Origin of the sequence: Aeromicrobium sp., assembly GCF_032084975.1 — a bacterium.
Taxonomy (GTDB): Bacteria; Actinomycetota; Actinomycetes; order Propionibacteriales; family Nocardioidaceae; genus Aeromicrobium.
The window spans coordinates 30,378-49,215 of record NZ_DAMDLR010000001.1 but is presented as its reverse complement, the minus strand read 5'-3'; the positions used below and the strand labels follow the sequence as shown (position 1 = coordinate 49,215).

Here is an 18,838-nt window from a genome sequence, read left to right as displayed (position 1 = left end):
GGCACCAGCACCCGTCCGAGGAGGTCTGATGTTTCTCGCGCACGCGCTTGCCTTGGCTGAGGCCCGCTCTGCCGTCGCCGCCCTCGCTGACGCAGCGCACACTGAGGCCGCCTCGATCGAGTACGAACGAGTACTGCTCCAGCTCGACTGGCTCCACCACGGCATCGCCCCAGGCATCACCCCGCCACCCCAGGAGGCCCGTGACGTGCTGTTCGGGATCGCGGAGACCGCGATCGAGACGCTCGGCGGCTTCGGTGTTGACCTTCTGGAGCTCGAACTCGTCCACGACATGCTGCTCGCGGCACGGGAGAGCGACCGGTCCTGATGTATGGGCCGAACAGCGACGCGCTGCGAGCCGAACTCGCAGCCCTCCTGCGTCACCACCGCATCCAGCACCGGCTGGGTGGCCCAATCGGGATGACGCCCGAGACCAGCACCGCGGATGAGCGGGAGGCGATGGGCCGGCAGATCCGCCGTTACCGACGGTCAGTGCTGGTCTGGTGTCGCCAAGCCGTCACCGCTACCACCCGCGATGCACTCGCCGGTGGAGTCCGTGATCAAGACCGGGACGTGGCCGAGGAGTTACGGCACCGACTCCGCGCCACGCTCGCGGCAATGCGCGATGGTCTGCCGAGCTTGGATGAGATCGCCGACCCAGTGGGGAACGCACTGGTCGACACGTGGCGCAGGGCCGCCCGAGCGGCGACCTTGGGCGAGCATGACTTCGGTGCCGGCATCGATTACGGCCACCTGACAGACGCCCAGTGCGCCACCGTCATTCAAGATGCCGCCGCCGTCGTGAGAGCGGTGGTGTCGCTGGACCAGAGGTACGGCAACGTGCCCGGCTGGGAGCCCCTCGCCTCACCCGGCCGGCTTCTCCTCGCTGCGGAGGACTGCGCACTGCTCCGCCTCGAGTACGACCTGGACGACTCGGTCGACTCGGAGGGCTGGCGACCGTCGCCTCGATTGGTTCCTGGACCGCTGCCACCTGGACTCGCCGGCGTCATCCAAGGGAGCCGGAACCTGCTGGCCGCACTGAACGAGATCCCGAGCATCCGGAACTTCCGGATCGTGCTCGAGTCACAACGAATCGTGTCCACCGCTGCTGCGGCGGCCGTCGCCTCCACGGATCCTTCACTCGCTGCCGCCTGGCGTGAACGGGCACAAACCTTCAGGAGCTTGGTCGTCCGGACGCGTGACATCGGTGGCAACCTCGGCGACGGCCGAAGTGCCGCGTCTCACGCCGCGGTCTTGGCTCGCCACATCCAGCGCCTCGGACCAAGCCTCCCGGCTTGGGTAGATGCCCACATGCTCGACGACCTGTTCGTCCAGATGGAAGACCGGCTCGCTGGTCTGTTCGTGCGAGCCACCCACGAGAAGTTCTACTTCTTACGGGTGCCGCAACCACGCCTCGACGAGACGAAGGCGGGTCTGATCAAGCAGCGCGAGGATGCCTTCGTGCCGCTAACCACCTCGATGGGTCACGACGTCGTCGAGAACTTCCGTACGACTCTCTGTCATCCCTCCCCGGTGATGCCGCGCCGAACCAGCGTGCCGACGACACGGCTTCAGCTAGGAATGGCACTTGACGCCCCGAGCGGCATGCGTCCCGACATGATCAGCTTTTGAGTGGCGCAATCACGCCTCGCGTGTCTCTTGGTAAGCAATCGGTCATGCGTCCAAGGCGGCGAAGTGACGCAGATTGACGCCGTTGAAAGTAGACGAAGTTAGGCAACATGGTAGGTAGACTGCGTGACCGAACACGACAGCACAAGTGATCTGAACTGGCCCGCGACCCTAGGTATCGTCGATATTCCTTCGGCTCAGAAGCGCGCCTCCGAGGGCAGGGAGTTGATCCTCGCCGCTGCTCGCAACGTGACGCGCGCCGGCGACTTCACCCTGATGGACATGGTTCTTTGGGGCATGGTGACCAGACTTCAGTCATTCCACGAGGCCGCTGTGAGCGCTTGCGAAGCGACCAATCCCCACGCCGCTTACACGCTGATTCGAGCTTACGCCGAACAGTGCGCAGCACTGATCTACGCGATCGATCACCCAGACAAGGCAGAACGTTTGTGGCGTGATCCAGATGGTCACGGCGTGCCCATCGGGAAGATGACGAGCTACGCCGACCGGAATGATCGCATTGGCAACTTCCGCCTCCTCTACGACCGGCTCAGCAAGTACGCGCATCCCAGCCAGCTTGCGCACTATGCCGGCATGCGCGTTGAGGATGATCGAGAGAGGGCGATGTCATGGCAATCCTCGCCGAGGTTCAAAAGCGACGACGAAGTACTTATTGCCTACGGCTGGATCTACGAGCTCGCTGAAGCTGGTGCGAAACTCGTCGTCGAGTTTGCGTTGATCCATGGGCTGCGCCCTCGGTCTGACTTGAGCCAACGCGCACATCGCACCGCAAACGAGTGAGTCGGTGTTCGCGGATAGCCAAACGCGGCGGAATGACGCGGGTCTGCGACCCAGTCGCATCGCGGCAGATTCGGAATGCAGCGCCGCGCTAATCGCGGCGTCGAGACACTGCCTCGGTCCGTCGCCGCTGACGTAACCGGTCCTAAAGAGATTGGTGAGGGCGCGCCGTGAAGAAGCGGCACCACCGCGAGGCGAGGCCGAGGGTGTGACGTGGCGCCTTTTCGTATGTGCGGCCCGTGCGCGGTTTCCTAACGCCCTGGGCAGGGCAGCAGCCGGGCTACCCCGGCTGAGTGAATACGCCGTCGGTGACCAGTCTGTGGGCAGCGCCGAGCCAGAACTTCATCGCCAGCTCAGCTTGCTGGCCGTCCTGTTCGTCCCAGGCGGACTCGTAGAGCCGCAGCAGCTCGCGGCAGACCTCGCTCAGAAGCCAGACATGAACGGTGTAGAGCTCGACCGCGGCCTCTTTGACGAAGGCAGGGATCGGTCCGATCGCCGCGTGCTCGTCACTGAGTGGTTTGCGCTCGAGGAGTAGGTTGATGAGGTCTGGGCGCGCCACGTGGGCGACGGCGTTCAGATCGCCGTAGATGCGCCCCGCTCCTGCGGGCGCGAACTTGACGTTCGGAACGTGCTTGGTGCCTTTGTGCTGGGCGTCCTCACGGATCTCGCCTAGCCGGGCAAGCATTTCCAGGTCTTGCTTTAGCGAAGCCGCCGCCTTGATGTACTGGCCTTCCGAGATGAGAGTCTCGGTCGCAAATGTGCCTTGGCTGAATGCTGCGATGAGGCCGAGGGCTTCGCTCTCCCCGGCACCCGGCTGGAGACCCGCGGTCGGGCCGAGTTTGAGCAGGACGTTGAGCACGCTCATCATGGCGAGCCGACCATCGAGCAGCGCTTCACCGAAGGCGACCTTCGACTTTTCGCGAACTCGGGTGCCGGCTTCGAGGATTCGGCTCTCCAGGTCGATGCCGCCTCGCAAGAACTGCTCGAGTTCGGACGGCACCAGGGGATAGTCAGTCACGACGAGAACTCTGCCGTACTCCGAACCTGGCCGTCACCGCGGAGCACCGCCTCAGCTGGCCCCTCGGCGGCGTCAGCGCGTCATCGATGCGCTGCGCTGCAATGAGGCCGGTGCGACAGCGTCCCCTCGACCGCCGTGCTGACCACACGGGCGCCCACTCCCTACACGGCTCGACAGGTCCGTGCGTCCGACTCGCGGCGGTACGACGCCCGCCGGATCGCTGTTGGAGGTGAAATGACTCAAGCCGCTCGACCGCGGTCCCAGCATGCCCATGCATGGTCAAACATGAAGGGATAGCCGCTGCTAGAGGATCCCACAAGGAAGCTGTGGTCAGCTCACTTCACGCTCACGGCAGCTGAGAGGGGGGTCGGACGGCCTGACCCATGAGCCACGTCTGCGCGATGAAGAGCATCGCGAGACCGCTCATGCCAGGCAGGAGAAACCATCCGTCCCGCTCGCCCTCGATCAGCCAGCCTGCAGCTCCGCCGATCAGACACACGCCTACCGAGATGAGTACCGCGAACCCGAACTCGCGGCGAAGGCCGCCCTCCATCTGATCGATCGTCCTCAACCGGGGAGGGTCTAGGTCTTCGCCGATGAGAAACTGGCGGACTATTCGTTGCCGCTCGAGAAAGACACGGATGCCGCGCCTCGCGGGTACTGCAACGGCGAATGGGAATGCAAGTAAGAGCCACCGCGACTCCCCTGAAGGAACGAACAGCGCGGCGAGCGCCGGGCCCAATGCGACCCAGAGTGCAGCCTCAGCGAAGTAGCGGGCAGGGACGTATGTCCCTCCCACGAGACGAGCCGCGGCCCATAGCCGGATAGCGGTGAGTGTTTCCGCGCGTGACCCGGGAGGCAATCCATCGCCCGCCTCCCGTGCCCATTGCTCAAGTCGTCGAAGGCGCGTCGGGAGTGTGAATTGGTTGACAGCCACTGCCGCTCCCAAGAGCGAGGCAACGGCAGCAGTCAACGCTCCAATGGTCTCGGTGTTGATGGTCACCTGAATCCTCGTCATAGCCCGCGGGGGTTCGCGCTTCTGAGAAATGGTGGACCACAGTGGTCGCTCCATCCCGGCGACACGCTACATACGGAAAGGCCAACGCTCGCGGCGCCAACGAGCGCGGACTACAGTCACGCGCGGCCCCAGGTCCTGTGCGTCCTAAGTGTCCGGAAGGACCCACGCCGCCGGATCACAGGGACTAAGGAGTCGTACGTACCTGGGGGAGCCGCTCGCTTCATCTTCCCTGCGCGGGATCGAGTTCGACCTTGGATTCGACGATGTCAACCCGCGTTGATGCGGATCTGCATGGTCGCGCGGTGACGAGTCGGGCGAGGCGGCGCTCGAGAGCGCTCTGGGGGCTGTGACGGCGGTAGGACTGGTTGATGGGCATTCGGATCACATCTCGGGCGCTGGACGGTTGAGCGGCCCTTGAGGTGTCTGCAGTGTGCGCGCCAGGCTTCGGGCCAGCTCGTTGATGTCGTGCAGATGGGCGGCCTGCACCTCCCACTCGCTCGGGTTGACGCCGGCGGTCAGTGCGGCGGACATGAGTCGGGCCATCGGGTACCCCTGCGCGTTCGGGACCTGGTCCAGAGCGCACCATGCCTTGGCTCCGTCGCCGCCAATCCAGCTTGCGAAGCTCAGCAGCGTCGCGGGTGCCGCTCGCACGTCATCGGGTGCCCGCCTGGTGAGGTTGGTCCACAACGCCACATGCGACTGCGCCGTTCGGCCACTGATGTTCTCCCAGACGTTGTCGCGGACCGGGACCGAAGTCACCGCCAGCAGTATCCGGGCCGCGTCAAGATCATCGAGCGCGTTGCCGTCGGCATGGAACCGGTGCAAGCGCTCCATCGTCCATGCGTGCTCGGCCGGAGGATCGCTCGCCGCGGACGCCGTCCGTGCCGCGGGCATGAGTCGCGCGATCGGCTCTCGGTCACCGACGAGTGAGGCAGCCATGGCGCTGCGGCTGGCGATCGGTAGCGCGTGCCCGGCGGCGACCATCTGTGCATCGATCCGCGTGCGCGCTGCTCCGGTGCGCTGGCCGGACTCGTGACTGTCGAGGTCGCACCACTGGTTGTCATCGGCCCACAGCCGCAACGGGGACGCCACATGTATGGACTCCAGCCGGCTGCGCAGGTCCTCACTCGCGCGCTCGGCGTTGAACCGATCCGTGGTCAGGCAGATGATCGCGACCGTGGCACCCGGCCTCGCGTGACGTCCGAAGGGGACCTCCAGGGACTCCCACACGTCGCCGCGTGCCGTCTGCGACGTCGGCAGGTCGACGCGCACCCGAGGCAGCCCCGGCGCGAACGGATACAGCACGAGCGATTCGTGCGGCGTGAACCCGAACATGTGCGGCACTGCCGCCAACAGCTCGTCGTGCGAGCGCACCGAGATCTTCATGGCTTGCCTCCTGCTCGACCGGAGACGGACGTCTCGTGTCGAACAGGTGTGTTCGCGCAGTCCAGGCGGGCAGGCAATGCGTCCGGGGGAGCACCTCACAGAGGAGAACTCGCGAGGCCAAGTCCGGTCAGCAAGTGACCAAGGACACGCACTCGGCTGATGCGAGATCGCGCGATCCACGACATGGAGGAGTCCGACGATGACCACGACGAAGAAGAAGCTGCCGGTGTACGTGAGCTTGGAGGAAGCCGCGGAGATTCTCTCGGTCTCCACGAAGACCGTCCGCAGGCGGATCAGTGACGGAACGATCCCGGCCTATCACTGCGGCCGGCGCCCGATCAGGATCCGTCTGGAAGACCTCGAAGGCGCCCTCCGACGCATCCCCGCGATCGACTGGTGACGGTCAGAATCGGCCAAAATCGGACAGGTCCTGCCCCACGTGTGCCCCACGGAGCCAAAATGAAACCCCCTGAAATCACTGGGATTTCAGGGGTGTTCGTGGGTGGGCGATACTGGGTTTGAACCAGTGATCCTTACCCGTGAGTGGTGAGAAGCCCGATCTGCGGGGCTATGCCTTGGCGAAATGGCGACTGCGCCAAGGGACGGCGCGTTTCGGTCGCCGAGCCCTGTCGACCGCCTTCGATATCTCGTCCGCGTGCGTCCACCACTGATCGGCAGCTCTGTTGGGATCATCGGTGGCTACGTCCCGGTATACGTCGGGCCTCGCTAGGGAGAGCAGCTTCGACCGGTCGTCCGGCTGGAGCCAAGACACGTAAGGCAGCGCCGCGCGGCGAGCTTCTGCTATAGCCGCCAAAGTGCTGTCCTCGATCGTTCCGAATTGAATGCTGTGGCGTTCTTCGATCCAGATTGCGTGGGCTTTGACTGTGTCGGCGTACCCGTACAGAGCGTCCAAAGCCGCGTTCGACGAGTCGCGAGACTCTCGGTAGGTACTTATCAGTTGGTTGAAGACCGTCGCGGCGAGGCCGCCAGCAGCGCCGATTAACAGTTCGGTCCACACAGCCCGGCTCCTCTCGCTGGTAGTTGAGACTGTAACGGTCAGTGCGTGTACTGCCTTCATGCGAACGTCGCGTGCAAATGCAGCCGGAAATGCATCCGGCTTGGCCCGGCTCTTTCGCGACTATCGTGCCACTTTCTCCGGACGAACTAATCACGCACGTTCTGCTTGGAGTGAGCCGGACTCATCGCGAAGCCACGGGGCATTTCCGGCATCGAGGAAGCGCACGGGGACGATGACATCCTCAACCTTCGCGTTCTCGCCCGCAGCGCTGGTCGCGAAGATGAGTTCCACAGCGGATACGTCGGCGGTACGCTCCTCCCCTGCGTGGATGACACGGAAACTGGTACCGAGCGACCGCATCTCGTGACTTTCGGCGTCGACCATGAGGTACGGGTGCACGTCGAAGATGGGTCCGTCGGATTGGTTCATGACGACGACTTCCGGTCGGCCATTCACTTCCCTCGCCAACGCCCACACACGGGACGCTTGACGAGCGTGCTGGCGTTCGAGTTCACGTTCCCATTGGATTCCGGCGAGTGCCGAGGCCTCCTTCTGGGACCTCCAGGCGGCACCAGCGAAAATCGCTGCAACGACGGCCGCCCCAAGTGCGCCGAGGGTGCTGTAAGCCGTGATGGCGTCGTAGTTGGTCCACACGCAGGTCACGGTAGTCCGAGGCGCGCCTCCCCGCGGGGAAACGCCGTCGTCTCGGATCGCATGAGACAACGTCTTCAATAGGCACATCGGGCCTCAAGTATGCGGTCGTGAGTACGTGGTCATGGACGTGAGCAGCAATCCACCTCGGGGTCAGTGCCGCTGAGTAGGTCTTCCAATGGGGACACGGTGTTCCGCGAGAAACAAGTAGACCAACGTCGAGCTTGCCGTGGCTCAGGCAGAGATGGCGCGACGACGCACTTCGAGGACGTCGCGTTCCAGCCGGTCGAGCGCGCTGATCAGGTCCCCACCACGGCTGTCGGCAAGTCCGTCGAGGATGAACCCCCGAACCAGCGTGGACGCAGGCACGTCCAGTCGCGTCGCGAGCGCGTTCAACTTGTCGATCACGTCATTGGGGAGTCGGACCGAGTAGACCGACGAGGCTTCGCGGTTCTTGCGCACTCCTCGGTTTCCGGCGGGCGGGGGAGTGTCGCCGAACGCCTCGGACTCTTCGATCGCCTCGCGGATAGCGTCCTGGCTACTCATCCTGCTGTGCCTCTCGGTAGATCCTTCGGTACGTCGCGTTGGCGGGCCACCCGTTGACGCCCTCGTAGCCGGCGTCACCGCGCAGGAGGATCATGCAGAGCACCTCGCGCCGCGTGTGGCTGTATCCGACGACTCTCGTCGACAGACCGGAACGGCTTGCTGGGTCGGGCTCGAACCAGACGGCATCGATATCGCTGATCGCCTCATCTGCTTCCTCAATGGTCACGTGGTGCGCCTCCCACATATGGGTGGCGGCCACGTCGGACCACATCACGAGGCCCGCCTCCCGAGCGTATTACGTCCGTCATACGTAGGCAAGGGTAGTGTCATCCCCGTGCTCCGCTGTCTGAGCCGGCGCTTCCGCTCAACAGGTCTTCCAGAGCTGTCGCCGCGCGGCTCTGCGCGTCATGGAGCAGATGCGCGTACGTGTTCAAGGTGACCTGTGCGCTGGCGTGGCCCAGTCGTTCCTGGACGACCTTCACTGATTGGCCGGCCTCGAACAGCAGCGACGCATGCGTGTGGCGCAACTCGTGCACGTTCAACTTCGGCAGGTCATGCGTCGGGTGAGCTTCCCGATAGAGCTTCTGGACTCTCAGGAAGCTCGAGTGCAAACCCGACTGTGTCGCCGCGCGTCCCGGGCGGGACGGGAACACCGGGTGACCGCTGCGAAGACCGTGCAGGGGTGTCACGTTGCCGTCGCCGGTGAGCAGGCCGGGCAGCTCGCGGCGCCAGGCTTGGAGCAGGTGCTCGCACGTGGCATCGAAGGTGATCGTGCGAGGCCGGCCGCCCTTCACCGGGCCAATGACGTAACGCTCGCCGGTGGGCAGGGTTTCGTCGTAGTGCAGGGCGCGCTCGATTCGCAGCTGCCGCCTGGGGGAAGTCGATGTCTCCCCACCGCAGACCGAGCAGCTCACCCGATCGCATCCCGGTCCGTGCGAGGAGCACCCACTCGGTGGCGCGAGGTTCGTCCTCGGCCAGTGCCCAGTCGCAGAAGCGTGTCAGCTGCTCGACGTTCCAGATCACGAACGGCTTGACGCGTTTGGCTGTCTCGCCCTTGGGACGTCCCGCGTGTTTGGAGTTCGCAGGATTCTTGACGATCAGTCCTTCGTCGAGCGCCGCCAGAAAGATCGTGTTGACCCAGTTCGCGTACCTCGCGACCGTCGAGGTGGCCAAGCCCTTGCGGGGGCGTTTCGGTGAGGGCGGTTGCTTCGTTCCGCGCTCCAGGCCGCGGTAGGCCGCTGCAAGATCGGTCGGGCGGATGTCGGTCAGCTGCAGGTGGCCGATGTAGGGATCGATCGCGTCGATGACCCGCTGGATGTACATGCGGGTGCCATTGCCGACGGAGTGCCCGTCGAGCCACCGTCGCGCATACGGGGTGAAGGTGTCACGGCCGACGGCCTGCGGGATCTTGCGGATCACGTCGGCGCGGACCAAGGTGAGGGCCTCGTCGGCGTCCTCGTAGCTGGCGAACCCGGCGCAGGTGTGGGTGCGGGTGCCGGCCTCGGGGTGGCCCGGCTCGACGGGAACCTGGATCTCATAGCGCCACCGCGGACCGGACTTGGTCGGGTACGTGCTGATGGAGCCGGTGCCCTTCTCGCGTCGAGCGCGAGCGGGGGTCGGCTTGGCGCGCGGGCTCATCAGGAGACGTCCGAAGGTGGTCGGCTGGTCGCGTCGACGCCGAAGGCGGCGAGGAAGGGGCGCCGGGGGATGAGGAGCCGACGGCCGAGGCGGACGACGGTGATCGTGCCGTCCTCGATGGCGCGGTCGATTGTGCGCGGGTCGACGTCGAGCAAGGTGGCGACCTCGGTGCGGTTCAGCACCTCGCGGTCGGTGTCCAGGAGTTCGGCCCAGGTGCGGATGGGGGCGGCGATGGTGTGGTTCGTCATACCCGACAGGTGCGCGCCGGGACCCCTCCTGCGGTGCTGAAAGCACCAGGACGCGGGACGGGCGCCACGCCGGATTTCTATGCCGTGGGCCCCCGATCTAGGGTGGATAGTCGCATGGATAGTCGCATCAGAGGCTTTTGAGGCCATGGTGAGTGCCGCCAACTCTCGAGAAACTGCAGGTCAGAGCATGAATGCGCCCTGGAAGCACCCGAAAGCCGTCCTATGGGACATGGACGGCACCCTCGTCGACACCGAGCCGCTCTGGATCGAGGGGGAGAACACCCTGGCGGCCGAGCACGACGCCGTGTGGACCGAGGAGGACTCGCTCCACCTCGTCGGCAGTGACCTGCTGCAGGCCGCGGCGTACATCAAGGAGCGCATCGGCGGGGACATGACGCCGGAGGACATCGTCGCGTACCTCGGCGACCGGGTCGCCGCGTCGCTGCGCGAGCGCCAGGACTGGCGACCGGGTGCGCGTGAGTTGTTCGAGGAGTACCGCGCCGCCGGTGTGCCCCAGGCGCTCGTCACGATGTCGTACGGCTACATCGCCGAGCCCGTCGTCGAGGTCCTCGGGTTCGACGCGGTCGTCACCGGAGACTCGGTGACGCACGGCAAGCCGCACCCGGAGCCTTACCTGACCGCCGCCGAGAAGCTCGGTGTCGACCCGGCCGACTGCGTCGCTCTGGAGGACTCGCGCACCGGAGCCGCCTCCGCGAACGCGGCCGGATGCTTCGTGATCGCCGTGCCGCACGCCGTCTCGGTCCACGAGGCCCCGCGCCGTGCGGTCATCCGTGGCCTCGACGGAGTGGACGCAGCGGCGATACAGCGCTTGGTCGACGCCGGTCAGGCCTGAGCATCAGCACGAGTCGCTCGAGCTCGCGGGGGAGTAGTCGCTCACGAGCCATTCCCCGTTGACCTTCGTGAGCTCGCGCCCCAGCATCCGCCACCCGTCATCGGGCTTGCGAGTCTCGCCGTCGGGAAGCTCGAACGCCCAGTCGTCCTCGTTGATGCACGCGATGACGACGGCCTCGTCGCGGTCCACGGTCGCGCGGTGGTCCTTCCACGCGGGAGCCCCGGTGCGTGTGACCCCGTCCTGCGCCTCCCGCGTGGCGCGGGCGATCTCGTCCCTGCGCAGCCGTTCGGTCGTCGTCGTCACGAACGCGTTCTGGGCAACGTGTCCGGCGTTCGCGATCGCGACCACCTCGTCCCAGTAGCGGCTGAAGGCGGCGATGGCGGCCCAGGACTCGACATCCGTGGCCACGCGCGGCCCGCCGTCGTCGGCTCGGCACGCGGCCAGCAGCGCGATCGTCAGTGTCCCCGCCAGCCACGCCCGCCGCCGACGATTCATCGGACCAGGGTAGGAGGAGGGTGGCCGCCAGTAGGTTGTACCCATGAGTGGTTGGCGCGTCGCGCGCATCGCCGGGGCGGACATCATCGTCCGGCCGTCGCTGGTCCTGATCGGCATCGTGCTGGTGATCGTCTTCGCGCCCCAGTTCGAGTCCCTCGGGGCCGGCCCGAACCCGTACGTGACCTCGGTCGTCTTCGTCCTGAGCCTCTTCCTGTCGGTGTTCCTGCACGAGCTGGCCCACCTGGCCGCAGCCCGCTGGTTCGGCATGACCGTGCCGTCCGTCGAGCTGCACCTGCTCGGCGGCGAGACCCGCATCGAGGGCGACTCGCGTCACCCGTGGCAGGAGCTGGTCACCGCGATCGTCGGGCCGCTGTGCTCGTTGATCCTCGGCCTCATCGCACTGTGGTTCGCAGCCGCGACCGACGGCGTGACGCACTCGGTGCTGTGGTCGGTCGGCTTCATCAACGTGCTGATCGCGATCTTCAACATGCTTCCCGGCCTGCCGCTCGACGGCGGGCGCGTGCTGCGCGCGCTGATCTGGGCGGTCACCGGCAGCGAGGCCAAGGGCGTGCGGGTCGCGGGCTGGATCGGGCGACTCGCGGCGCTGGCCCTCGTCGCCATCGCGATCGCGATGATGCTCGGGGACGACGTGTTCGCGCTCGGCCGCGCCCTGCTGGTGCTGGCCGTGGCCCTGTTCCTGTGGCAGGGCGCCAGCTACGCGCTCCGCCACGGCGTCGCGATCGCCAGGATCGGCGCCCTCGACGCGCGCGACCTCATGCGGGACGAGCCGCCGCCGCCGGAGTCCGTCCCGATCTCCGTCGACCTGTCCGGGCGCGAGCTGCTCGTCGCGCTGGCCGAGAACCCGGCGAATTCGTACGCCCTCATCGACGACGAGGGACGTGTGGTGGGGACCCTCTTCTCGGCGTCGGTCGACCGCGCCTATCGTGAGGCCGGATGAGTCTCCAGCGCACCGGTCCCTTCGTCGAGGGCGAGTGGATCCGCCTGTCCGACCCCAAGGGCCGCAAACACAACATCCAGCTCGTGGCGGGCAAGGAGTTCAGCACCAAGAAGGGCCAGATCCGTCACGACGACATCATCGGGCGCCCCGAGGGCATCGTCGTCGAGACGTCGCTGGAGTTCCCGTACCAGGTGTTCCGTCCCCTGCTGTTCGAGTACGTCGTCTCGATGCCGCGCGGTGCCGCGATCATCTATCCCAAGGACGCGGCACAGATCCTCGTCCAGGCCGACATCTTCCCGGGCGCCCGGGTCATCGAGGCGGGTGCCGGCTCCGGCAGCCTGACCTCGTACCTGCTGCGTGCCATCGGGCCCGAGGGGCACCTCGAGTCCCACGAGCTGCGCGAGGAGTTCGCCGAGACCGCCCGCAAGAACGTCGAGCAAGCGCTCGGCGGGGCGCCCGACACGTGGTCACTCACCGTGGGGGACCTGCGCGACGCGGCCGACGGCCCCGAGGTCGACCGCATCATCCTCGACATGGTCGACCCCTGGACGTGCATTCCTCTCGCCATCGAGCGCCTCGTGCCCGGCGGGATCGTGTGCGGCTACGTCGCCACGACCACGCAGCTGTCGCGCTTCGTCGAGACGCTGCGCGAGTCCGCCGGATTCACCGAGCCGCACGCGTTCGAGACGCTCGTGCGCGACTGGCACCTCGAGGGACTGGCCGTGCGCCCGAACCACAAGATGAACGGGCACACGGCATTCCTCGTCACCGCCCGGCGACTCGCTCCGGGCCAGCGGCCGATGCCCAAGACGCGGCGCCCTGCGCCCGGTGCCTACGGGCCCGACTACGTGGGCCCGCGGCCGGCCGACCTGAACGGCTAGTTAGTCCAGCTCGGTCACGAGCGACTGCACCTCGATCACCGGCACCGAGACGGTGTCGGACGACTCCATCGTCAGGAACTCCTCGTTCCCGGCGGGGACCGTGAACGGGGAGCCGTCCAGCTCGAAGCGGATGTCGTACGTGATGCGCATGGTGGCGGTGTGTGCGCCGGCCCGGCGGAAGATCATCGTGCACTCGTCCGACCGCGAGGTCACGACCGGGCACGTGATCGTCTGGCCGGCGGCCGTGACGACCATCTCGCGCGGCTCGGCGATCGCGACCAGTCCCAGCGCCTCGGAGCCGACGACAGGCGTGGCGGATGCACCCTGGGCCCACCACCACGTCTCGAGGTTCACCAACGTGCGGGCCGGCGGATTGAACACGGGGGTCACGTCGGGCAGCGTGAGGGCACCGTACGCCGCGACCAGACGGTCGCGGACCGAGACGGTCTCGAACTCGGTGTCCCAGTACCAGTTCCGGTACTCGGTGTCGTCGGGGCCGATGCATCCGACGTAGATGACGTGGTCCGCATCTTCGGGCTTGTCCGAGATGGTGTCGCCGTTCTCGCGGATCTTCTCCAGGTCCTGGATCGCGGCGGGGTCGTTCATGAAGCACGCACGGTCGCCCATGCAGAAGTCGTTGTAGATGGTCTCGCGGAAGGTGCAGCTCGGGGTGGTGTCGCCACCGCCACCGGAGCCGCCACCGGAGTCACCCGGTGTCCCGGCGGACCACTCGATGCATCCGTAGACCATGGAGCCGTCCGGTTGCTGGACCAGGCCTTCGCGGAGGCACTCCCGGTCGGCCTGAGCCGGTGCGATGGCCAGGAAGGCGCCGACCAGCACGAGCGCGAGCACGGCGCCCACTCGGCGCGTCACCGTCCTCATGCCGCGCAGTCCTTGGCCGGCAGGCGGTCCTGGCTGATCGACTCGCCCACGAGCCACCGGTCATCGATCCGCACGATCGTCATCCCGCGCGGACCCCAGCCCTGCTCGGGGTAGTCGACCTCGGCGCCCTTCGGCTTGAAGCCCCACCCGTCCTCGTTCTCGCAGACCAGCAGCGTTGCGCTGTCCGCGGTGAGGTCGACGACCTCGGCGTCCTTGACCTCGGACTGGCCGACCCGCACGAGTCCGGACTCCGCGTAACCCCTGGCGATGGCGCGCTCCTTCTCGATGCGGTCCGGGGCGAGCGTCGTCGCATAGGCATCCGCCGGCACCTTCCCGGAGTTCTCGATCGCTCGCTTCTCGGCCAGGAAGGCGGTGTAGGCCGCGACCACCGCCGTCTCCTCGGCGTCGGCCGTTGCGGACGCGGAGGTCGTGGGAGTGGTCGCCGGATCAGCGGCGTCGTCGTCCCCGCCGCAGCCGGCGAGGGTCGCGCCCATGATCAGGGCGCACGTCAGCGTCAGAAGGGTCCCTCGAGTCATGGGTCCAGCGTAGTAGGAACCGCCGGGTGCCCTCGACCATCCTTTGCGCGACACGATCGCAACACGGCCGTCTCGCGATGGGGTGGTACGGGCGTCCTCGACGGGTAGGGTCGTGACATCACCCTCCAGGAGGTGCACATGAACGGCAACGAGCACACCGACCGCTACCTCGAGGCGCGCCTCGCAGACGTGGAGTCCCGGCTCGCGAACACGTCCGCGCAGAACGAGCGGTTGACCTCCACGCTGCGTGAGGCACGTGACCAGATCGTCGCCCTCAAGGAGGAGGTGGACCGGCTCGCCCAGCCGCCCACCGGGTTCGGCACCTTCCTGCAGCTCAACGAGGACGACTCGGTCGACGTGATCACCGGCGGCCGCAAGCTGCGCGTCACCGTCAGCCCCGCGGTCGACAAGCAGCGCCTGCGCAAGGGCCAGGAGGTCATCCTCAACGAGGCCATGAACGTCGTCGCCGCGCTGGACTTCGAGCAGATCGGCGAGGTCGTGATGCTCAAGGAGCTGATGGCCGACGGCGAGCGCGCGCTCGTGCTGGGCAACGCCGACGAGGAGCGTGTCGTGCGCCTGGCCGACACGCTGATCGGCTCCAAGGTCCGCGCCGGCGACTCCCTGCTGCTCGACAGCCGCGCGGGGTACGTCTACGAGCGCATCCCCAAGTCCGAGGTCGAGGAGCTGGTCCTCGAAGAGGTCCCCGACATCGACTACACGAGCATCGGCGGGCTGGGCAACCAGGTCGAGATCATCAAGGACGCGGTCGAGCTGCCGTACCTGCACCCCGAGGTCTTCATCGAGCACGAGCTCAAGCCGCCGAAGGGGATCCTGCTGTACGGCCCGCCCGGCTGCGGCAAGACGATGATCGCCAAGGCGGTCGCCGCCAGCCTGGCCAAGAAGGTCAGTGAGCGGACGGGTGAGGAGGGTCGCTCCTACTTCCTGAACATCAAGGGTCCCGAGCTGCTCAACAAGTACGTCGGCGAGACCGAGCGGCACATCCGCCTGGTGTTCCAGCGGGCGCGCGAGAAGGCCACCGAGGGCACCCCGGTCATCGTCTTCTTCGACGAGATGGACTCGTTGTTCCGCACGCGCGGCTCGGGCGTCTCGTCCGACGTCGAGAACACGATCGTCCCGCAGCTGCTCAGCGAGATCGACGGTGTCGAGGGACTCGAGAACGTGCTGGTCATCGGCGCATCGAACCGCGAGGACATGATCGACCCGGCGATCCTGCGACCCGGCCGACTCGACGTGAAGATCAAGATCGAGCGGCCCGACGCCGAAGGCGCCCGCGACATCTTCAGCAAGTACCTGACCGGTTCACTGCCGCTGCACGAGGACGACCTGCGCGAGTGGGGCGGCGACCGCGAGGCGTGCGTCCACGGGATGATCCAGCGCACCGTCGAGCGGATGTACACCGAGAGCGAGGAGAACCAGTTCCTCGAGGTCACGTACGCCGGCGGCGACAAGGAGATCTTGTACTTCAAGGACTTCAACTCCGGCGCGATGATCCAGAACATCGTCGACCGCGCGAAGAAGATGGCGATCAAGGACTTCCTCGACCTGGGCAGCAAGGGCATCCGGGTGCAGCACATGCTGCAGGCGTGCGTCGACGAGTTCAAGGAGAACGAGGACCTGCCCAACACGACCAACCCCGATGACTGGGCGCGGATCTCGGGCAAGAAGGGTGAGCGGATCGTCTTCATCCGCACGCTCATCACCGGCAAGGGCGGCAACGAGCCGGGTCGATCGATCGACACGGTCGCGAACACGGGACAGTACCTCTGACACTCGAACTGCGCGTGGTCCGCTACGACCACCCGGACGCCGTGAAGCTGACCGAGCTGGTCCAGGCCGAGTACGTCCGGCGCTACGCCACCGAGGTGGGCGACGCCTCGCCGATGGACCCTGGCCAGTTCGACCACCCGAACGGCATCTTCTTCATCGGGTACGTCGACGAGATCCCGGTGGCGATGGGCGGTTGGCGCCGTGGCGGGCCGCGAGGCGACCTGGACGGTGAGATCAAGCGCATGTTCGTGCTGGACTCCCACCGTGGCCAGGGACTGTCACGGCAGGTGCTCGAGGAGCTCGAGCGCAGCGCCGCGCGCCAGGGGATCAGCCGACTCGTCCTCGAGACCGGCGACGAGCAGCCCGAGGCGATCAGCCTCTACCGCTCCGCGGGCTACGTCGACATCGAGCCGTTCGGCTTCTACGCGGACTACGACGACGCCGTCCACCTGGGCAAGGACCTGTGAACTGTCGGACGACGGGTGCATGCTGAGGTCATCAGCACTCATCGACGGGGGTTCGGCATGGCATTCAACACGTACTTGTTCTTCAGCGGCGGCCAGTGCGCGGAGGCGTTCGAGCGCTACCACGAGGTCTTCGGCGGCGACCTCTCGATCATGCGCATGAGCGAGGTGCCGCAGGAGGCACGCATGCCGGGGACCGAGCCCGACTCGGTGATGCACGCGTCCCTGCGCCATGGCGACGCCTTCCTGATGGGCTCGGACGACCCGACGGGCGACGGTGGGCCGAAGCTCGGCTTCAGCGTCTCCTGGTCCGCGCCCGATGCCGACACCGCCCGTCGCGTCTTCGAGGCGCTGGCCGAGGGCGGCCAGGTCACGATGCCGCTCGAGCCGGTTTTCTGGTCGGCGGCCTTCGGCACCTGCACCGACCGCTTCGGCACACCGTGGATGATCGACGTCGTGGGGGAGCCGCCCAGCGCGTAGCCCGGGCACGGCTCGCGCGACGACGTAGGCTGACCAGCGTGAGCGTCCACCGCATCCAGGGGTCCGAGGTCGAGTACGGCATCGCCGTGCAGGGCCAGCCGCAGGCCAACCCGATGGTCGCGTCCACGCACGTCGTGAACTCCTATGCCGCGGCCAACGGACTGACTCGCCGGGCGCGCTGGGACTACGAGGAGGAGAGCCCGCTGCGCGACGCGCGCGGGTTCGACCTCGGTCGCGACGTCGCCGACCCGTCGCAGCTCACCGACGAGGACATGGGGCTGGCGAACATCATCCTCACGAACGGTGCGCGGCTGTACGTCGACCATGCGCACCCGGAGTACTCCAGCCCCGAGGTGACCAACCCGCTCGACGTCGTCCGTTGGGAGAAGGCCGGCGAGCACGTCATGCTGCGCGGCGCCCAGCTGGCGAACCGCGTCCCGGGGGTCGGGCCGATCGTGCTCTACAAGAACAACGTCGACAACAAGGGCGCCGCCTACGGCTCGCACGAGAACTACCTCATGCGCCGCGACGTGCCCTTCCTGTCGATCGTCCAGCAGTTCACGCCGTTCCTGGTGAGCCGCCAGGTCATCACCGGGGCCGGACGCGTGGGCCAGCGCCAGGACGGCAGCGTCCACGCCTTCCAGATCAGCCAGCGTTCGGACTACTTCGAGGTCGAGGTCGGGCTCGAGACCACGCTCAAGCGCCCGATCATCAACACGCGCGACGAGCCGCACGCAGACCCGAAGAAGTACCGGCGACTGCACGTCATCATCGGCGACGCGAACATGTCCGAGACCTCGATCTACCTCAAGCACGGCACGGCATCGCTGGTGCTCGCGATGATCGAGGCCGATGCGCTGCCGCCGCCGCTCGCCCTGGCCGACCCGGTGCGGGCACTGCACACGATCTCGTACGACCACGGCCTCACCGCTGCGGTCCCGCTGCAGGACGGGCGCACGATCACCGCGCTGGAGCTGCAGGGCCACTACCTCGAGCACGCGAAGAAGTTCGTCGAGACCGAGGGAGGCGACGAGCAGACCCACGACGTGCTCGAGCGTTGGGAGTCGGTGCTGACGCGGCTCGCGGACGACCCGATGGGCCTCGTGCGCGAGCTCGACTGGGTCGCCAAGCTCGCGCTGCTCGAGCGGTACCGCGAGCGCGACGGCCTCGACTGGGACGACGCCAAGCTGCACCTGATCGACCTGCAGTACCACGACATCCGTCCCGAGCGCGGGCTCTACCATCGCCTGCTCGCGGGCGGGCGGATGGAGCGGCTGCTCCAGGACGACGTGATCGGCGAGGCGGTCACCGAGCCGCCGCACGACACGCGTGCCTACTTCCGGGGCCGCTGCCTGCAGCGGTTCTCCGAGGACATCGCGGCGGCGTCGTGGGACTCGGTGATCTTCGACCTGCCGGGCTACGACTCCCTGCAGCGGGTGCCGACGATGGAGCCGCTCAAGGGCACCGCCGAGCACGTCGATGCGCTGCTCGGACGCGTCGAGACGGCCAGCGATCTCTTCCGGGCCATCACGGGCCGCTAGTGGATAGGGTGGG

General features: G+C 66.9%; 23 protein-coding genes. 11 read left to right on the top strand and 12 right to left on the bottom strand.

Translation table 11 applies throughout. The annotated features are described in order from the left end of the window. Positions 1–28: 28 nt before the first annotated feature. The 3 genes from RT323_RS00270 to RT323_RS00260 all read left to right on the top strand — a co-directional run bounded on the left by RT323_RS00270 (position 29) and on the right by RT323_RS00260 (position 2,427). The gene (locus RT323_RS00270; protein WP_313404003.1) at positions 29–325 is read left to right on the top strand and encodes a hypothetical protein; all 297 of its coding nucleotides are present in this window, start codon (positions 29–31) and stop codon (positions 323–325) included. 92 nt (positions 326–417) lie between these two features. Next, positions 418–1,629 (top strand): hypothetical protein, encoded by a 1,212-nt coding sequence (locus RT323_RS00265; RefSeq protein ID WP_313404001.1) that lies wholly within the window; start codon positions 418–420, stop codon positions 1,627–1,629. Between the two features lie 123 nt (positions 1,630–1,752). Beyond that, positions 1,753–2,427 (top strand): hypothetical protein, encoded by a 675-nt coding sequence (locus tag RT323_RS00260; protein WP_313403999.1) that lies wholly within the window; start codon positions 1,753–1,755, stop codon positions 2,425–2,427. A 277-nt stretch (positions 2,428–2,704) separates the two neighbouring features. On the opposite strand, the gene RT323_RS00255 is transcribed toward RT323_RS00260, so the two are convergent. The 3 genes from RT323_RS00255 to RT323_RS00245 form a co-directional block, all read right to left on the bottom strand. Continuing rightward, a complete protein-coding gene (locus RT323_RS00255) occupies positions 2,705–3,442 on the bottom strand; it encodes a hypothetical protein (RefSeq protein WP_313403997.1) in 738 nt (245 codons plus the stop codon). Positions 3,443–3,788: 346 nt separating this feature from the next. Continuing rightward, entirely contained in the window at positions 3,789–4,013 is a 225-nt protein-coding gene (locus RT323_RS00250; RefSeq protein WP_313403995.1) for a hypothetical protein, read from the bottom strand. A gap of 828 nt (positions 4,014–4,841) precedes the next feature. Continuing rightward, positions 4,842–5,846: a DUF4192 domain-containing protein gene (locus RT323_RS00245; protein WP_313403993.1), complete on the bottom strand. Its 1,005-nt coding sequence runs from the start codon at positions 5,844–5,846 to the stop codon at positions 4,842–4,844. A gap of 199 nt (positions 5,847–6,045) precedes the next feature. Here RT323_RS00245 and RT323_RS00240 point away from each other — a divergent pair, with 199 nt between their 5' ends. Beyond that, positions 6,046–6,246, top strand: coding sequence for a helix-turn-helix domain-containing protein (locus RT323_RS00240; protein ID WP_313403991.1), 201 nt, complete (start codon positions 6,046–6,048; stop codon positions 6,244–6,246). Positions 6,247–6,414: 168 nt separating this feature from the next. Here RT323_RS00240 and RT323_RS00235 read toward each other — a convergent pair whose 3' ends face one another. From RT323_RS00235 to RT323_RS00210, 6 genes are all read right to left on the bottom strand, one after another. Next, positions 6,415–6,924 (bottom strand): hypothetical protein, encoded by a 510-nt coding sequence (locus tag RT323_RS00235; protein WP_313403989.1) that lies wholly within the window; start codon positions 6,922–6,924, stop codon positions 6,415–6,417. Positions 6,925–7,014: 90 nt separating this feature from the next. Further along, positions 7,015–7,518 carry a hypothetical protein gene (locus RT323_RS00230; protein ID WP_313403987.1) on the bottom strand — a complete coding sequence of 168 codons (504 nt, stop codon included), beginning with the start codon at positions 7,516–7,518 and terminating at the stop codon, positions 7,015–7,017. Positions 7,519–7,749: 231 nt separating this feature from the next. Further along, on the bottom strand, positions 7,750–7,977 hold the full coding sequence (locus RT323_RS00225; RefSeq protein WP_313403986.1) for a hypothetical protein: 228 nt from the start codon (positions 7,975–7,977) through the stop codon (positions 7,750–7,752). 76 nt (positions 7,978–8,053) lie between these two features. After that, complete coding sequence (locus RT323_RS00220) at positions 8,054–8,320, bottom strand: hypothetical protein (protein WP_313403985.1); 267 nt, start codon at positions 8,318–8,320, stop codon at positions 8,054–8,056. A 67-nt stretch (positions 8,321–8,387) separates the two neighbouring features. After that, positions 8,388–8,855: a tyrosine-type recombinase/integrase gene (locus RT323_RS00215; RefSeq protein WP_313404129.1), complete on the bottom strand. Its 468-nt coding sequence runs from the start codon at positions 8,853–8,855 to the stop codon at positions 8,388–8,390. 843 nt (positions 8,856–9,698) lie between these two features. After that, complete coding sequence (locus RT323_RS00210; protein ID WP_313403983.1) at positions 9,699–9,947, bottom strand: helix-turn-helix domain-containing protein; 249 nt, start codon at positions 9,945–9,947, stop codon at positions 9,699–9,701. A 187-nt stretch (positions 9,948–10,134) separates the two neighbouring features. On the opposite strand from RT323_RS00210, the gene RT323_RS00205 reads away from it, so the two are divergent. Beyond that, complete coding sequence (locus RT323_RS00205) at positions 10,135–10,800, top strand: HAD family phosphatase (protein ID WP_313403982.1); 666 nt, start codon at positions 10,135–10,137, stop codon at positions 10,798–10,800. 3 nt (positions 10,801–10,803) lie between these two features. Here the strand turns inward: RT323_RS00205 and RT323_RS00200 are convergent, their stop codons facing one another. Continuing rightward, positions 10,804–11,295: a hypothetical protein gene (locus RT323_RS00200; RefSeq protein ID WP_313403981.1), complete on the bottom strand. Its 492-nt coding sequence runs from the start codon at positions 11,293–11,295 to the stop codon at positions 10,804–10,806. A gap of 43 nt (positions 11,296–11,338) precedes the next feature. On the opposite strand from RT323_RS00200, the gene RT323_RS00195 reads away from it, so the two are divergent. Both RT323_RS00195 and RT323_RS00190 read left to right on the top strand, forming a co-directional pair. Beyond that, on the top strand, positions 11,339–12,253 hold the full coding sequence (locus RT323_RS00195) for a M50 family metallopeptidase (RefSeq protein ID WP_313403980.1): 915 nt from the start codon (positions 11,339–11,341) through the stop codon (positions 12,251–12,253). Next, positions 12,250–13,134 carry a tRNA (adenine-N1)-methyltransferase gene (locus RT323_RS00190; protein WP_313403978.1) on the top strand — a complete coding sequence of 295 codons (885 nt, stop codon included), beginning with the start codon at positions 12,250–12,252 and terminating at the stop codon, positions 13,132–13,134. The genes RT323_RS00195 and RT323_RS00190 overlap by 4 nt, the downstream gene beginning before the upstream one ends. On the opposite strand, the gene RT323_RS00185 is transcribed toward RT323_RS00190, so the two are convergent. Beyond that, the gene (locus RT323_RS00185; protein WP_313403976.1) at positions 13,135–14,016 is read right to left on the bottom strand and encodes a hypothetical protein; all 882 of its coding nucleotides are present in this window, start codon (positions 14,014–14,016) and stop codon (positions 13,135–13,137) included. Continuing rightward, entirely contained in the window at positions 14,013–14,552 is a 540-nt protein-coding gene (locus tag RT323_RS00180; protein ID WP_313403974.1) for a hypothetical protein, read from the bottom strand. Before RT323_RS00180 ends, RT323_RS00185 begins: the two co-directional genes overlap by 4 nt. 138 nt (positions 14,553–14,690) lie before the next feature. On the opposite strand from RT323_RS00180, the gene arc reads away from it, so the two are divergent. The 4 genes from arc to dop are packed head-to-tail and all read left to right on the top strand — an operon-like array spanning position 14,691 to position 18,825. Next, positions 14,691–16,340 (top strand): proteasome ATPase, encoded by a 1,650-nt coding sequence (gene arc, locus RT323_RS00175; RefSeq protein WP_313403972.1) that lies wholly within the window; start codon positions 14,691–14,693, stop codon positions 16,338–16,340. Between the two features lie 14 nt (positions 16,341–16,354). Next, positions 16,355–16,807: a GNAT family N-acetyltransferase gene (locus tag RT323_RS00170; RefSeq protein ID WP_313403970.1), complete on the top strand. Its 453-nt coding sequence runs from the start codon at positions 16,355–16,357 to the stop codon at positions 16,805–16,807. Positions 16,808–16,864: 57 nt separating this feature from the next. Continuing rightward, positions 16,865–17,284, top strand: a complete 420-nt coding sequence (locus RT323_RS00165; protein WP_313403968.1) for a VOC family protein — start codon at positions 16,865–16,867, stop codon at positions 17,282–17,284. A gap of 38 nt (positions 17,285–17,322) precedes the next feature. After that, positions 17,323–18,825 (top strand): depupylase/deamidase Dop, encoded by a 1,503-nt coding sequence (gene dop, locus RT323_RS00160; RefSeq protein ID WP_313403966.1) that lies wholly within the window; start codon positions 17,323–17,325, stop codon positions 18,823–18,825. Positions 18,826–18,838: the final 13 nt, after the last annotated feature.

Bases quoted from the DNA above. Each gene is read 5' to 3' on its own strand.
- RT323_RS00205 (WP_313403982.1), top strand. From the start codon at position 10,135: ATGAATGCGCCCTGGAAGCACCCGAAAGCCGTCCTATGGGACATGGAC.
- RT323_RS00190 (WP_313403978.1), top strand. From the start codon at position 12,250: ATGAGTCTCCAGCGCACCGGTCCCTTCGTCGAGGGCGAGTGGATCCGC.
- RT323_RS00195 (WP_313403980.1), top strand. From the start codon at position 11,339: ATGAGTGGTTGGCGCGTCGCGCGCATCGCCGGGGCGGACATCATCGTC.
- RT323_RS00265 (WP_313404001.1), top strand. From the start codon at position 418: ATGACGCCCGAGACCAGCACCGCGGATGAGCGGGAGGCGATGGGCCGG.
- RT323_RS00245 (WP_313403993.1), bottom strand. From the start codon at position 5,846: ATGAAGATCTCGGTGCGCTCGCACGACGAGCTGTTGGCGGCAGTGCCG.
- RT323_RS00200 (WP_313403981.1), bottom strand. From the start codon at position 11,295: ATGAATCGTCGGCGGCGGGCGTGGCTGGCGGGGACACTGACGATCGCG.
- RT323_RS00180 (WP_313403974.1), bottom strand. From the start codon at position 14,552: ATGACTCGAGGGACCCTTCTGACGCTGACGTGCGCCCTGATCATGGGC.
- arc (WP_313403972.1), top strand. From the start codon at position 14,691: ATGAACGGCAACGAGCACACCGACCGCTACCTCGAGGCGCGCCTCGCA.
- RT323_RS00270 (WP_313404003.1), top strand. From the start codon at position 29: ATGTTTCTCGCGCACGCGCTTGCCTTGGCTGAGGCCCGCTCTGCCGTC.
- RT323_RS00210 (WP_313403983.1), bottom strand. From the start codon at position 9,947: ATGACGAACCACACCATCGCCGCCCCCATCCGCACCTGGGCCGAACTC.
- RT323_RS00235 (WP_313403989.1), bottom strand. From the start codon at position 6,924: ATGAAGGCAGTACACGCACTGACCGTTACAGTCTCAACTACCAGCGAG.
- RT323_RS00240 (WP_313403991.1), top strand. From the start codon at position 6,046: ATGACCACGACGAAGAAGAAGCTGCCGGTGTACGTGAGCTTGGAGGAA.
- RT323_RS00165 (WP_313403968.1), top strand. From the start codon at position 16,865: ATGGCATTCAACACGTACTTGTTCTTCAGCGGCGGCCAGTGCGCGGAG.
- RT323_RS00185 (WP_313403976.1), bottom strand. From the start codon at position 14,016: ATGAGGACGGTGACGCGCCGAGTGGGCGCCGTGCTCGCGCTCGTGCTG.